Below are 13,997 nucleotides of genomic sequence, written 5' to 3'. Positions count from 1 at the left end.
GTGACCCCCAATCATTTTTTAATAACTATTATCAGATTATATGAATAGTAAGCTGCTTTTTTATATGGGATAATTAGAATTATTGATAATTTTTTCTGAAACTTTACACATTACGGTTGCTTGAAAACGCCGACGTTTTTTGGCGTAATGGGAAAGGATGAAAAATCATGAGTATTCTAAAATCGCAGCTAATTCTTCTTATTACTGGTGTTATTGTGGTAAGCCTGTTGATTGTCGGATGTTTAAGCTATATTAATCAGCGGGATATTATATTGGGGAGTGAAGAAGAGGTCTTCCAAAAAATAGAGCTCAGTATTAACCAAAGCATTGAAGAATATCTGCTGCGCTCATATTCTGTCGCAGCTTCTGTCGCCTATAATCCGGAGGTAGCACAGTTATTAAACTCCCGGGACCGGGAGCGGTTGTTTCAAACCATGAATCCTGTATATAAAAAATTAAAAGAACAAGGCTTGGAACAAATGCAGTTTCATTTGCCTCCGGCCACTTCTTTTCTCAGAGTTAATTCTCCTGCTAAGTTTGGCGACGATTTATCCGGGTTCAGGAAGACCGTTGTGGAAGCAAACAGTTCACTCAAGCCGGTGATTGGCATTGAAGCCGGAGTTACCGGCTGGGGTTTTCGTGCCGTTATACCCATTTTTTATAATAATGTTCATGCCGGTAGTGTTGAAACAGGCATGAACTTTGATACCCTGTTTTTGGAAAAACAGTTAAAAGCAAAATATTCGGGAGAGTATTACCTTTATGCCCTTAACCCTGATGGGTCGGAGAAACTACTTGCTGCGACCAGCAAAGACGATGCTCTGGCATTGCCTGCCGGTATTTTCCAGAAAGTAGTGGCTAACGGGGCAATGTCTTACGGTTATAGTGGTAACAATGAACAAGCTTATGTTGCTGTTCCGGTTAAAGATTATTCCGGTCAGATCAAGGCAATCATAAAAGTGGTTTTGGACCGGCAGGAAACGCTTAGCCAATTAAGAAAAAATATAGTTGTTACCGGCGCCTTAAGCATAGGGGTTTTGCTTATTGCGGTGCTCCTGATCTTTTTTATCATGCAACGGCAGCTAGTGCGGCCAATACAACTGCTTTTAGAAAAAATGGAGATTGTGGCAAAAGGTGATCTGAGCATCGGCTTTGCTGACAACAAGCAAGGGGATGTCGGGCGTTTGGAAGGTGCTATAAGCTATACCTTACAGCAGCTTCGTTCGCTGATTGGTCATATCCAGCAGGCGGCCACACAGCTTGCCGCCTCCAGTGAGCAATTGACCGCCAGTGCTGATCAAACGGCCCGGGCCGTCAGCCAAGTGGCTGGCATTGTTGACGAAGTCGCGACCGGTGCTGAAAGACAACTTGAGGCATTGGATACAACCACGTCGGTGGTGGGACAGGTGTCTGCCAATATTCAACAAATCGCCGCTAATGCCAACGATGTCGCCAGTGCTTCGACCAAGTCTGCCGAAACGGCGCATGAGGGCAGCAAAACAGTGAAAAATGTTATTAAACAGATGGAAAATATAGAAAATGCCGTCACTCGTTCTTCACAAGTAGTTACAAAGTTGGGTGAACAATCCCAGGAAATCGGGCAGATCGTGGACACTATTTCCAGCTTGGCCAGCCAGACCAACCTTTTGGCCCTCAACGCCGCTATTGAGGCCGCACGTGCCGGTGAACAGGGCCGCGGTTTTGCCGTGGTGGCAGAAGAGGTTCGCAAATTAGCTGAACAATCACAAACTGCAGCCAAACAAATTGGTGAATTGATTTCCATGATACAGCAAGACACAAATGATGCTGTGCTTTCAATGAATGAAGGAACCAGAGAAGTTAAAATCGGCTCAGATGTAGTGGGTGACGCAGGTCGTGCCTTTGAAGAGATTTTTGCATCATTCAATACGGTGTCAACCCAAACGAGGGAAATTTCCGCTGCTATCCGGCAGATGGCCAGTGACAGTCAGCAAATTGTCAATTCCGTTCAGGATATAGATGCGGTCAGCAAAAAAACGACCAGTGAGGCACAAACGGTGTCTGCTGCTACCGAAGAACAGGCGGCAACGATGGAGGAAATCGCAGCATCCAGCCAGGCTCTTGCAAAAATGGCTGAGGAATTAACCCAAACTGTTAGCAAGTTCAAGATATAGCAAATATATAGTTCCTTTTTCAAAATTTAAGTGTCAGCCTTTTAGGCTGACACTTTCAATGTAAGCCGGGTTTATGTTGCAGCAACCTTTATGCAGAACCCTGTGCGATGCAGGAGAACTTATAGGAGAATACTATGAATAGTAAACAAATTCTGGCAGACTCACTTGAGAAACTACTGATGAAAAAGAACCTTGATAATATTCAGGTTAGTGAAATTGTAGCTGGTACTTCTCTTTCGAGAAAGACGTTTTACCGTCACTTTAAAGACAAATATGACCTTGCCAACTGGTACTTTGCTCAATTTTATGAAGTCACTTTTGGTTGTATCACAGAGGGGCTCACCTGGGAGGACGCATTGCTGTGCTATCTTAACATTTGTCAAGAAAAATATTGTGTGTTAAAAAATGCCTATGCGAGCCGTGATATTAACGGTCTTCGCAGTTATGACATTGCGGCTACGAAAAAAACATATGAGAAATATCTGATGATTAAGGGGGCTGACATTAATACGGAAACAATGCGTTTTGCTATTGATATAGCCGCTCGTGGCGGCACAGATATGGTTATCGAATGGCTTCTTAACGGAATGAAAATGGAAAAGAGTAAATTGGTATGCTTGCTTAAACAAACTTTACCAAACGATATTCTTAAATATACTGATTGAAAGAAACTTAAAAAATGTCACACATGTATCATTTTGTGACTTTACTTTTACTGCTGAATCGACTAGACTTTAATAAATTGAATTATGCAAGGGCTATGAGAGGAAGAAGTAGGTCAGTTTCACATCATTCAGAGAGCAGCCGGCTGGTGAGAGGCTGTTGACGTACTGATTGAATACATCCTGGAGCCGATGCCTGAATTGACAGTAGGGTTGACGGTTACGCCGGATACAACGTATGAGTGTTAGCACTCAGTGAGGAAAATTCTGTGAGGAATTTCCAAGTCAGAGGTGGTACCGCATTTTGCCCTCTGCTCCAATCGGAGCAGAGGGTTTTATTATAAATTGTTGACGAGGAGTTGGTATAATGAAAATTTATGATGAATTGGTGGCTCGTGGCTTAATTGCCCAGGTTACTGACGAAGAAAAAATTAAAGATATTATTAATAGTGGTAATGCAACATTTTATATTGGTTTTGATCCAACTGCGGATTCTTTGCATGTGGGGCATTTTATGGCGCTATGCTTAATGAAACGTTTGCAGATGGCAGGAAACAAACCGGTTGTTCTTCTTGGCGGAGGAACAGGTTATATCGGTGATCCATCTGGCCGAACGGATTTGCGTTCTATGATGTCACCTGAAACAATTCAGCATAATTGTGCTTGCTTTAAAAAACAGATGGAAAAATTCATCGAATTCGGCGAGAATAAAGCAATTATGGTTAATAATGCAGATTGGCTCTTGGAGCTAAATTACATTGAATTACTTCGTGATATGGGAGCCTGTTTTCCCGTAAATAATATGTTGCGGGCAGAATGTTACAAGCAGCGGCTGGAAAAGGGGCTATCCTTTTTGGAATTTAATTATATGGTTATGCAGTCTTATGATTATTATTATCTATATCAGAATTATGGCTGCAATATGCAGTTTGGCGGTGATGACCAGTGGTCCAATATGTTAGGTGGTACGGAACTGATTCGTCGTAAGTTAGGCAAAGATGCCTATGCTATGACAATTACATTGCTAAAGAATTCCCAAGGCAATAAGATGGGAAAGACGGCCAAGGGAGCTGTTTGGCTTGACCCCAACAAAACGACACCTTTTGAATTCTATCAATATTGGCGTAATATTGGTGAGGCCGATGTTCTCAAATGCATACGCATGCTTACCTTCTTGCCACTTGAGCAGATTGACGCAATGGATCAATGGGAAGGCAGTCAGCTAAACGAAGCCAAGGAAGTATTGGCATACGAACTGACTAAGTTAGTCCACGATGAAGAAAAAGCCCAAAAAGCAAAGACCGTTTATGAAGTAGGTTCTGTTAGAGAATAGGGGCGACTTCATCAGTTTGTTCAGCTTTCACTTCGAAACGAAAAATGCTATTTCCTTCAATTTCAACTACTTTAAACCGATAGCCTTCATGAAGAATCTCAGCATTTTTTTCCAGTTTCCCTCTATATTGGTTTATAAACCATCCACCCAAGGTATGGATATTTTCAGTTTCCATTGTAATATTTAGGATCTGCTGAACATCTATAATAGATTCTCGGGCGTCAATTGAATAATGCCCTGCTCCCAGTTCAAAAACCGGAGGTACATCATCAATATCATATTCGTCTTCGATTTCGCCAACAATTTCTTCAAGAACGTCTTCTAATGCCACAACACCTGCAGTTCCACCGTATTCGTCAAGGACAATAGCCAGCTGTTTGCGTTGCTTTTGCATTTGTTGTAAAATTTCTACAGCAGGTGTGAACTCATAAATAAATAAAGGTTCTCGATAAAATTGTTTTATAGAAGTGATTTTTTCATTTCTTAAACAGATTGTCAACAAATCTTTCGTATGAATATATCCAATAATATGGTCTTTATCTTCCAGACAAACAGGGTAGCGGGCAAACTGTTCTTGTGCAATAATCTCAAAATTCTTTTCGATTGGCAGGTCATCAAACATGCATACCATGCTGGTACGCGGAATCATGATATCTACCGCAATTTTCTCGTTCATCTCAAAGATGTTGCTTGTCAATTCAAGTTCTGATTGGTTTATCTCTCCGCCCTCATGACTTTGGAGCAGGAGCATTCTAATTTCTTCTTCGGAATGAATTCCCTGGTGTTCACCTATATTGCGCAGCCCAACCCACCGAATGAGAGTGTTTGCTGCACCATTTAATAACCATATGGCAGGATACATTATTTTGTGAAACCAAATTAATGGTCCTGATACAAATAGGGCAACCCCTTCCGCACGCTGAATAGCAAGGGATTTAGGTGCTAATTCGCCAACAACCACATGCAAAAATGAAATGGTTGAAAAGCCGATTAAGAACGAAACTATACCTACTGCTTGCTTCCCCAGGCCAAGTGATGTTAGTAGCGGCTCTACCAGGCCAGCCACTGTAGGCTCTCCTATCCAGCCTAACCCAAGGGCGGTTAAGGTAATGCCCAGCTGGCAAGCCGATAAATACCCATCCAGGTTATTAATAACATGCATTGCTTTATTAGCCGATGCATTTCCTTCATTAATAAGCTGCTGGATTTTAGACTCCCTGATCTTTACCATGGCAAATTCAGCAGCCACAAAAAAGGCGGTAGCTGCAATTAATACAATAACTATAAGTAAGTTGATACTGTCTGAGACCACCATTCTATTGCACTCCCTGCGAATTTTTAAATTCCATATCCATTTCTGCGTAACAATTAGACAGAGCAATGAAGAGCATTAACTTTTCTAGGATTCCCTCATGGCCTTCCTCTTTAACCGTTATTTTAATCAAACAGCCATAGCAGTAATAGAAAAATTTGCTTTTCTGAATTTCTTCTATAATCTGGTACAACTCGGGGACTCCTTATTGTTATTTCCCGGGCTCTCATGCTGCATGAACGCGGGGATATTTTGTATAAAGGCATGGCAGACTATAATGATAGATACCTCATGGGGAAAGCTTAACCAGGCAGGTATCGATATACAAGGAGGGCTTGTATGGGCAGGAATCAGAACCATTTAGAGAATAGTGAACAGTTAAGAAAACGCTTGAACCCGCTTCAATTTGCCGTGACTCAGGAAAATGCCACCGAACCGGCTTTTCGCAATGAGTATTGGGACAATAAGCGTGAGGGCATTTATGTTGATATTGTATCAGGAGAACCGCTATTTTCTTCACTGGACAAATTTGATTCCGGCTGCGGCTGGCCAAGCTTTACCAAGCCGATAGAGGAAAAAGAAATACGGCAGACAACAGATAGAAGCCATGCAATGGTTCGAACAGAAGTGCGCAGTAAAAAAGCCGACTCGCATTTGGGACATGTATTTAACGATGGACCACGACCTGGCGGCTTGCGCTACTGTATCAATTCCGCCGCCTTGCGGTTCATTCCCAAAGAAGAGCTGGAACAGGAAGGCTATGGCGATTTACTGATTTTATTTGAAAAGTAATTTGTCGATTACCGGCAATTTTAGAACAAGTTCCGTTACTTGAAACTTCAGTAATGGGACTTGTTCTATTTAGAATGGATACGGTAAGCGCAGGAAAACAGGGATGTTTTGGAGTTATTATTAAAATAGTATTTATATATAGAATATGGTATACTTATAAATATTTTATTTTGCAAAAACGTAATATTTCTCGATAGTAAGGCGGTACGAGACTGTGATACAGGTGCAAAATCTTTGTAAATCTTATAATAATAGTAAGGTGCTGACCGACATCAATTTACAGGTACACCAAGGTGAAATTTTTGGCATTGTGGGGCAAAGTGGTGCCGGGAAATCAACTTTGCTGAGGTGTATCAACGGTTTAGAGACTTTTGATAAAGGAAAAATGATAGTAAATGATACCGATATTTCCCTGCTTTCCGAAAACGAACTAAGGTTATTTCGTCGTAAAATCGGCATGATTTTTCAAAACTTTGCTTTATTAAACCGTAAAACCGTGTTAGAAAATGTTATGTTGCCAATGGAATGCTGGAAATATCCTCAGACAACAATGAAAAAAAAGGCTGAAGAATTGCTGGATATGGTAGGACTGGCAGGCAAAATGAAATCCCTGCCCAATGAATTGTCAGGAGGACAGAAGCAGCGTGTTGCAATTGCAAGGGCTTTGACGCTTGAACCGGATATTCTCCTGTGTGATGAGGCTACCTCGGCCTTGGATCCTGCGATCACCAAATCGATTCTGGAATTACTTGCTGACGTTAACCGTGAACTGGGTATTACAATCGTAATCGTAACGCATGATATGTCGGTCGTAAAAACTGTTTGTGACCGAATGGCAATTATTACAGGCAATAAAATAGCGGTGCAAGGTTCTGTGGCCAGTATCTTTTTGGACGAACCACCTGCATTAATCGAACTGGTGGGCCGAAGAGCGATTATCGCACCGCCGGGGCGCACCATTATCAAGCTTGCTATCAGCGATTCCGACATCAATCAATTTCTCTATAGTTTTGCTTTGGACTTGAAAATCGATTTTTCGATTGCAGCAGCGAATATTGAACAGTTTCAAAATAATAGTTACGGCCATCTGTATTTGAGCATTGCCAATGAAAATATCGAACGCACTGCGGCCTATTGTGCGAGTCAGAGAATGGATTGTGTGATATTTGAGCCAGGTGTCCGTTCGGGGGTAGAGTAAATGTTTTTTGATCTTTCTTCTACTAGGTTGCTTGAATATTTGCCGGAAATAATTCTTCCTGCAGTTGTTTCAACTTTGCAGATGCTCTTTTTTTCCATGCTGTTTGGTTTTATTATTGGTACTCTTGTGGCCATTTTGCTGGTGATGACTTCACCCTATGGTTTGAAACCCAATAAAAAGATTTATAATACAGTCAGCTTTATTGTGAACATGATCCGCTCATTTCCTGTAATCATACTTATTGTTGCCATATCGCCCATTACCCGGGCATTAGTAGGAACCTCGATCGGTGAAGAGGCCGCGATTGTCCCGTTAACTCTGGCTGCTTTCCCGGTTATTGCCCGCTATATGGAAGCTAGTTTGCAAGAAGTGGATACAAATGTAATTCTGGCTGCAAGATCTTTTGGCGCCAGCAATACCCAGATCATGTTGAAAGTGCTTTTTCCCGAAGCGTTGCCGTCAATAGTATCCGGTTTGACCACAACGGCTATATTGTTTCTGGCCAGTACAACCCTGGCCGGAGCGGTGGGAGCCGGGGGCTTGGGTGCGGTGGCACTGACATTTGGGTATCAGCGCTTTGATGATGTAATGATGTATGCCATTGTAGTGATTTTGTTTATTATGGTATTGGCTATCCAAGGGATTGGAGAACTGATATATAGAAGGGTAAAAAAATAAAAGGAGTTGTAGATACGTGAATTTTAAAAAACTTGGATTGGCAGTATTGCTGGGGATTAGCATGATGGCTATGGCAGGCTGCGGCAGCAGCGACAAAGCCGGTGATGCAAAAGATACGGGTAAAAAGACGGAAATAACCATTGCCTGCGCTGAGACAACTCAGGCGATGGTGGCTGAAGTAGTTCCCGTCATGGCTGAAAAAGGTTATAAAGTTACATACAAAGTTTTTGATAACAATGTAAATACTCTGGTTGCTGCCAATGATGGCAGTGTAGACTGCGTGTTAGTGGTTCATAAACCATTTATGGAAAGCTTTAATCAAGCCAATAAAGGTGATTTAGTTATGGTGCAGCCCTATCTCTATACAGTCGGCATGGGACTCTACTCGGAAAAATACAAGAGTATTGACCAGATTCCTGATGGGGCAACGATTGCGATCATGAATGATGCCATGAATATGGACCGTGGTCTTAGAATCCTGAGTGATGCCGGACTCATTACCCTGAAAGAGAATACCGGCAAAGCCTCGGTGCTGGATATTGCCAAGAATCCGCACAACTTTAAATTTAGGGATATGGATCAAACCCAAACAGTACGTTCTTTGGCAGATGTGGATGCTTCTATTGCTTTTTTTAGTCATATGAGAAATGCCAAAAAGGACTTTAAAGCATATTTAATCCGGGATAAACAGCCTGAACAGTATCCGCAAGGGGTAGTTGTAAAAGCCAAAAACGCAGATGCTCAGTGGGCGGCCGATCTGGTGAGCGCTTTTCGCAGTGAAAAAATCAGAAAGTTTACTGAAGAACATTATGGCGGTTTGTATCAGTATATTAATTAACCGGTAATAATCAAGACAGGTGATATAAATGTCAATAAACGCTGCAAAATGGCTTGATATTCTTTTGGACTTGCGCAGAAAACCTGTTGGTATCAAGTTTCTGCTGACTGAAGCTGACTATACGCAAAGCTTGGCTAAAGTTCCGCAAAACGGAATGCCTTATTGTACCGCAGTCAAATGGGCCGGACAGGGTCGCAGCTATAAAATGGATGCAGCTCATTGTAGTTGCTTTGCTGCTTCCCGCGCGCTGGGAATGGCCGATATTACAGAAGACGCCCTTTCCGGCAGCAGGCATGCCAAATTGGGCGTATATGAAAATTTGGGTGTAAGCCGCGCCGTTGCCAGGGATATGGTGTATTGCGCCCATAAGTGTGCCGGTGTTGAAATCATGCCGCTGGAGCAATATACAACCAGTAATCCGGATGTTGTTATCCTTGTGACAACGCCCTATAATGCCATGCGGATTACCCAAGCGTATGCGTATCATCACGGACAACTGAAGAACATAAAGATGGCGGGGATGTGTGCCATTTGTCAGGAGTGTACATCCTATCCTCACGAAAGGAATATGCCCAACATTTCCATGCTCTGTTCCGGGACGCGATGTGTTGCTCAATGGTCAAAGGACGAGCTGGGAATTGGTATTCCCTACCACTATCTTGAACCTGTGATCAATGGCCTGCGTCGAACGGTTAATCCCATGGAATTTAATCAGGACAAAGAGCGGATAGCTCAAAGACTGGCAGAAGCCGGTCAGGCAGATACTATGGAAATAGTCTTAAGCCAAAACTACTATACCGGAGCCTATGGGACACCGGAGCAGGTTGCCCGCCGCAACAGAAAAACGTAGTTCGATAAAATAAAAACTGCACCCCAACAAGGGTTAGACAAAATCTAACGTTTGTTGGGGTGCAGTTTTTATATGGTAATTACACTCGGTCAATGACTATTACAAAGCGGCATGAGATTGATCCCTGACATCGCAGATAAACATATGGCCAGGCGCGTGCGTGATCATAAGCTCAGGTTTGACGGTCATTGCGACTGCTTGCGGGGTACAGCCGCAGGCCCAGAATACAGGAACTTCCCCTGGCTTGATGGTTACTGCATCACCAAAGTCAGGTTTATTAATATCTTGTATGCCAATATGAGCAGGATCGCCGATATGGATAGGTGCACCGTGAACTGCCGGGAACCGTGAGGTTACCTGAACGGCGCGAGTCACTTGCCCGTAGGGAATAGGGCGCATACTGACGACGGTGGGGCCATGGAAAATCCCGGCAGGTATGCACTCAATATTCGTTATGTACATGGGGACATTGCACTGCTCCTCAATATGGCGGATGCCGATTCCGGCGTCTAACAAAGCCGATTCAAAGGTAAAGCTGCAGCCTAACAAAAAAGCCACCAAATCGTCGCGCCAGTATTTTTCAATGCTTGCCGGTTCGTCTGTGAGGATACCGTTTTTATAAATTCTATATTTAGGAACATCAAACCTCAGGTCGGCACCGGGAGCCATTAATTTGGGTTCAGGACAACCGACATCAGTTACATCCAATATTGGGCAGGGTTTGGGATTACGCTGGGCGAACAGCAGGAAATCAAAAGCCATGGATTTTGGTAAAATCGCCAGATTGGCTTGTGTATAACCTTTAGCGATACCGGCAGTTGGTTGTATGAACTTGTTACTGCGAAAGAGCTCTCTGGCGCTATGCGGCGTCATGGCTGATACATTATTCATTGGCAGTCCTCCTTAACATAGCATAAAGTAAGGGCACTTATTTTCCTGATTATAACATAAAATCCAAAAAATATAAAAAGTTTATTATTGCTGTTTTCTCCTGCTAACTTGTAGCCAATACCAAATTATTGCAATGTATACATATGGACTATTGCAGGTAATTTGATAATATTGTAGAAACTGTTAAAAGATGGCAATACAATTTTAGGAGGAGATTATAATGGCAGAACCTGTAATTAGTAAACCGGGTGTTTCGACCAAGACGAACTGGTCAGTTCTTCTCGGAGCGGCGTTCATTATGGCTACTTCAGCTATTGGGCCGGGGTTTCTTACACAGACAACGGTGTTTACGGAGAAATTCCAAGCTAATTTTGCCTTTGCTATTTTAGCATCAATTATTATTGATATTGGTGCCCAGTTAAACGTTTGGCGGATTATTGCCATAAGCCGTATGCGCGGGCAGGATGTGGCCAATAAAGTCTTTCCCGGCTTAGGACATTTTGTTGCATTGTTAATTGTTATGGGTGGTTTAGCCTTTAATATTGGCAACATTGGCGGTACCGGGATGGCATTTAATGTTCTTTTCGGCATGACCGAACAAACCGGTGCTATCATATCCTGTTTGATTGCAATCGGCATTTTTGCCTCTAAAGAAGCAGGAGCTGCCATGGATACGGTGGCTAAAGTTCTTGGTGGCCTTATGATCTTGCTGACGGCGTATGTTATGTTTATCTCTAATCCGCCGGTGGCTGACGCCGTGGTTAAGTCGGTATTTCCTGACAACTATGGTATGCTGATGCTGCCGATGATCACCCTTGTCGGCGGTACGGTTGGCGGCTATATTACATTTGCCGGCGGTCATCGTTTGCTGGATGCAGGCATTGTCGGTCAGGAAAATTTGAAAGAAGTAAATAAAAGTGCCATTACCGGTATTGTGGTCACCGGTATTATGCGGACAATATTGTTTTTAGCTGCCCTGGGAGTTGTTGCCGGCGGTGCTGTACTGGCAAAGAGTAATCCACCGGCTTCCGTATTTCAACACGCTGCAGGACAAATGGGCTATAAATTCTTTGGCATCGTATTATGGGCGGCAGCCATTACCTCTGTAGTGGGGTGCGCGTATACCAGTGTATCGTTTCTGCGCTCTACGTTTAAGGTGATAGATAAGTATAATTCCTACTTTATCATGCTGTTTATCCTATTTTCCACGCTGGTTTTTGTCATACTGGGACGTCCGGTTACCATCCTGGTTATTGCCGGTTCGCTCAATGGCCTGATTTTGCCTGTAACTTTAGGAGTAATGCTGCTTGCGGCCTACAACACAAAAATTGTGGGTGAATACAAGCATCCGTTATGGCTGCTGGTATTTGGAATTTTGGCAGTCTTGATCTCCGTCTATGCTGGTGCCACCTCCTTACAAGGGATTGCAGCACTTTGGAAATAGGTGAATTAAGCTGCTGAAAAGGCTGCGGCAAGTTTGAAGCGTTATTTAAATATGAGGTGACGAAGATGGATGGCGTTAGAATTCTAGCAGCCGGTGAACAAGGTTTGGTAGTAGAGTTTGCCAACAAAATAGAGGCCGGGATTAACAGGCAGGTTCACAGGCTAACTGGTCTTTTATTGCAGCAAAACCAAGGAGAAATTAAAGAAATAGTGCCGACCTACAGATCCTTACTGGTTTATTTTGACCCGACCCTGATTACACGTAAGCAGCTGATAGACCGCGTTACCAGCCTTATTCATGCTGCGGCAGATGATGATAGCGGTCTGGCTGTGGCTAAGGTAATCAGCATTCCTGTATGTTATGGTGGTGAATTTGGTCCTGATATTGCTTATGTGGCCCAGCATAACGGCATTACCGAAGCTGAGGTTATCCAGATTCATACTTCAGTACCTTATCTTGTATATATGCTGGGATTTACCCCCGGGTTTCCTTATCTGGGCGGAATGTCGGAAAAGATTGCAACACCGCGGCTGCAGAAGCCCCGCACCTGTATTCCGGCCGGTTCAGTAGGTATCGCCGGCAGTCAGACCGGATTTTATCCGGTGGAGAGTCCGGGAGGGTGGCAGTTAATTGGCCGTACCCCGGTTAAAGCCTTTAATCCTAAAGCCGATAATCCGTTCTTGTTTGCAGCCGGTGACTATTTGCAATTTCAGCCAATTGGGGTTAGTGAATATGAGGAAATTGCGGCTAAGGCGGCGGCAGGCCTGTATCAGCCTGTTATCAGGGATTTGAAGGTGAAAGGTGGTTTGAATTCATGATCACAACCATTCACCCCGGTCTGTTTACTACCGTCCAGGATGAAGGTCGATGGGGGTATCAGGCCTTCGGTATGCCTGTCGCCGGCGCTATGGACTGTTATGCTTATTACGCTGCCAATATTCTTGCAGGTAACAAACCGGCGGCCGCAGTTTTAGAGATGACGCTGCGGGGCGGGCATTTCCGTTTTGAAGCAGATTATTATGTCTCAATTTGCGGTGCGGATATGCAGGCCCGGCTTAATGGCACTCCTGTTAAAAACTGGTCAGGATTCTTGGTAGCTGCCGGCAGCGAATTGGTTTTTGATTATGCGATCAGCGGCTGCCGGTCTTATGTAGCCGTTAACGGCGGCATTAATACACCGGTGGTCTTGGGGAGCAGATCAACATATACGCGTGCTGCAGTAGGCGGGCTTGACGGACGTGCTTTACAGGCAGGTGATGTAATTCCTATCGGCAAAGACGCAGATGCGGCACCCAGGACTTCCCGGCTATTGCCGGTTGAGTTCATACCCGCCTATCGCGACCAAGTTGAATTGCGTGTGCTGTTAGGCCCGCAGGATGATTATTTTTCCGAAGCCGGCATAACAACCTTTTTTACCAGCACCTACTGTATTTCAACAGAGGCTGACCGGATGGGATACCGGCTGGAAGGCAGTGTTATTGAGCATAAGGAAAAGGCCGATATCATTTCTGACGCATTGTGTCAAGGCGCTATTCAGGTGCCGGGGCACGGTATGCCGATAATTATGATGGCTGACAGACAAACAACAGGCGGATATACGAAAATCGGCACCGTTATTGGGCCTGACCTTAGCCTGCTGGCTCAAGCCAAGCCTGGTGATAGTATTGTTTTTAAGAAATGCAGTGAAGACGAGGCTGAGGCTGTGTTCGCATTGGGGCGTGAAGCCTATGGCAGATTGCAACAGGTAGTGGCCTGTTGTGATCAACAACCGTCAGGCCCGGCCAGACATTTTAAAATAACAGTCAATAAGCAGCTTTATCATGTAGAGATTAGGGAGGTTAAGTAG

The 13,997-nt window shown here is 43.8% G+C and carries 12 protein-coding genes, 1 pseudogene and 1 other annotated feature; of the genes and pseudogenes, 11 read left to right on the top strand and 2 right to left on the bottom strand.

The genetic code is table 11. The features are described from left to right. The first annotated feature begins 167 nt into the window (after positions 1-167). From GT1_RS22220 to tyrS, 3 genes are all read left to right on the top strand, one after another. The gene (locus GT1_RS22220) at positions 168-2,153 is read left to right on the top strand and encodes a methyl-accepting chemotaxis protein (RefSeq protein WP_223226209.1); all 1,986 of its coding nucleotides are present in this window, start codon (positions 168-170) and stop codon (positions 2,151-2,153) included. Positions 2,154-2,287: 134 nt separating this feature from the next. Beyond that, positions 2,288-2,818, top strand: coding sequence for a TetR/AcrR family transcriptional regulator C-terminal domain-containing protein (locus GT1_RS12115; protein WP_188398922.1), 531 nt, complete (start codon positions 2,288-2,290; stop codon positions 2,816-2,818). A gap of 86 nt (positions 2,819-2,904) precedes the next feature. Beyond that, positions 2,905-3,130, top strand: a binding site (T-box leader). Between the two features lie 52 nt (positions 3,131-3,182). Beyond that, positions 3,183-4,148, top strand: coding sequence for a tyrosine--tRNA ligase (gene tyrS, locus GT1_RS12110; RefSeq protein ID WP_223226208.1), 966 nt, complete (start codon positions 3,183-3,185; stop codon positions 4,146-4,148). On the opposite strand, the gene GT1_RS12105 is transcribed toward tyrS, so the two are convergent. Further along, complete coding sequence (locus GT1_RS12105) at positions 4,138-5,463, bottom strand: hemolysin family protein (protein ID WP_075756846.1); 1,326 nt, start codon at positions 5,461-5,463, stop codon at positions 4,138-4,140. The two genes, tyrS and GT1_RS12105, sit on opposite strands and share 11 nt — an antisense overlap. 348 nt (positions 5,464-5,811) lie before the next feature. Here GT1_RS12105 and msrB point away from each other — a divergent pair. The 5 genes and pseudogenes from msrB to GT1_RS12080 all read left to right on the top strand — a co-directional run. Further along, positions 5,812-6,252: pseudogene (msrB, locus tag GT1_RS12100) on the top strand (peptide-methionine (R)-S-oxide reductase MsrB); the annotation flags it as partial. Between the two features lie 214 nt (positions 6,253-6,466). Further along, entirely contained in the window at positions 6,467-7,450 is a 984-nt protein-coding gene (locus GT1_RS12095) for a methionine ABC transporter ATP-binding protein (protein WP_188398920.1), read from the top strand. An 81-nt stretch (positions 7,451-7,531) separates the two neighbouring features. Continuing rightward, on the top strand, positions 7,532-8,128 hold the full coding sequence (locus tag GT1_RS12090) for a methionine ABC transporter permease (RefSeq protein WP_223226220.1): 597 nt from the start codon (positions 7,532-7,534) through the stop codon (positions 8,126-8,128). Positions 8,129-8,144: 16 nt separating this feature from the next. Next, positions 8,145-8,966, top strand: coding sequence for a MetQ/NlpA family ABC transporter substrate-binding protein (locus GT1_RS12085; RefSeq protein WP_083945629.1), 822 nt, complete (start codon positions 8,145-8,147; stop codon positions 8,964-8,966). A 28-nt stretch (positions 8,967-8,994) separates the two neighbouring features. Beyond that, a complete protein-coding gene (locus GT1_RS12080) occupies positions 8,995-9,816 on the top strand; it encodes a DUF169 domain-containing protein (protein WP_188398918.1) in 822 nt (273 codons plus the stop codon). 99 nt (positions 9,817-9,915) lie between these two features. Here GT1_RS12080 and GT1_RS12075 read toward each other — a convergent pair whose 3' ends face one another. Then, complete coding sequence (locus GT1_RS12075; protein WP_188398917.1) at positions 9,916-10,707, bottom strand: putative hydro-lyase; 792 nt, start codon at positions 10,705-10,707, stop codon at positions 9,916-9,918. A gap of 220 nt (positions 10,708-10,927) precedes the next feature. Here GT1_RS12075 and GT1_RS12070 point away from each other — a divergent pair, with 220 nt between their 5' ends. The 3 genes from GT1_RS12070 (at position 10,928) to GT1_RS12060 (ending at position 13,997) form a co-directional block, all read left to right on the top strand. Beyond that, entirely contained in the window at positions 10,928-12,151 is a 1,224-nt protein-coding gene (locus tag GT1_RS12070; RefSeq protein ID WP_188398916.1) for an NRAMP family divalent metal transporter, read from the top strand. 65 nt (positions 12,152-12,216) lie between these two features. After that, positions 12,217-12,969, top strand: a complete 753-nt coding sequence (pxpB, locus tag GT1_RS12065; protein WP_188398915.1) for a 5-oxoprolinase subunit PxpB — start codon at positions 12,217-12,219, stop codon at positions 12,967-12,969. Beyond that, positions 12,966-13,997, top strand: coding sequence for a biotin-dependent carboxyltransferase family protein (locus GT1_RS12060; RefSeq protein WP_188398914.1), 1,032 nt, complete (start codon positions 12,966-12,968; stop codon positions 13,995-13,997). Before pxpB ends, GT1_RS12060 begins: the two co-directional genes overlap by 4 nt.

The sequence above is a fragment of the Sporomusa sp. GT1 genome (assembly GCF_014634905.1).
Classification (GTDB): Bacteria; Bacillota; Negativicutes; order Sporomusales; family Sporomusaceae; genus Sporomusa; species Sporomusa sphaeroides.
The sequence above is the reverse complement of the archived record's forward strand: the minus strand, read 5'-3'. Positions and strand labels throughout refer to the sequence as shown.

Coding starts and splice junctions, on each gene's coding strand:
- GT1_RS22220 (WP_223226209.1), top strand. CDS start 168: ATGAGTATTCTAAAATCGCAGCTAATTCTTCTTATTACTGGTGTTATT.
- GT1_RS12115 (WP_188398922.1), top strand. CDS start 2,288: ATGAATAGTAAACAAATTCTGGCAGACTCACTTGAGAAACTACTGATG.
- tyrS (WP_223226208.1), top strand. CDS start 3,183: ATGAAAATTTATGATGAATTGGTGGCTCGTGGCTTAATTGCCCAGGTT.
- GT1_RS12105 (WP_075756846.1), bottom strand. CDS start 5,463: ATGGTGGTCTCAGACAGTATCAACTTACTTATAGTTATTGTATTAATT.
- GT1_RS12090 (WP_223226220.1), top strand. CDS start 7,532: ATGCTCTTTTTTTCCATGCTGTTTGGTTTTATTATTGGTACTCTTGTG.
- GT1_RS12080 (WP_188398918.1), top strand. CDS start 8,995: ATGTCAATAAACGCTGCAAAATGGCTTGATATTCTTTTGGACTTGCGC.
- GT1_RS12075 (WP_188398917.1), bottom strand. CDS start 10,707: ATGAATAATGTATCAGCCATGACGCCGCATAGCGCCAGAGAGCTCTTT.
- GT1_RS12070 (WP_188398916.1), top strand. CDS start 10,928: ATGGCAGAACCTGTAATTAGTAAACCGGGTGTTTCGACCAAGACGAAC.
- pxpB (WP_188398915.1), top strand. CDS start 12,217: ATGGATGGCGTTAGAATTCTAGCAGCCGGTGAACAAGGTTTGGTAGTA.
- GT1_RS12060 (WP_188398914.1), top strand. CDS start 12,966: ATGATCACAACCATTCACCCCGGTCTGTTTACTACCGTCCAGGATGAA.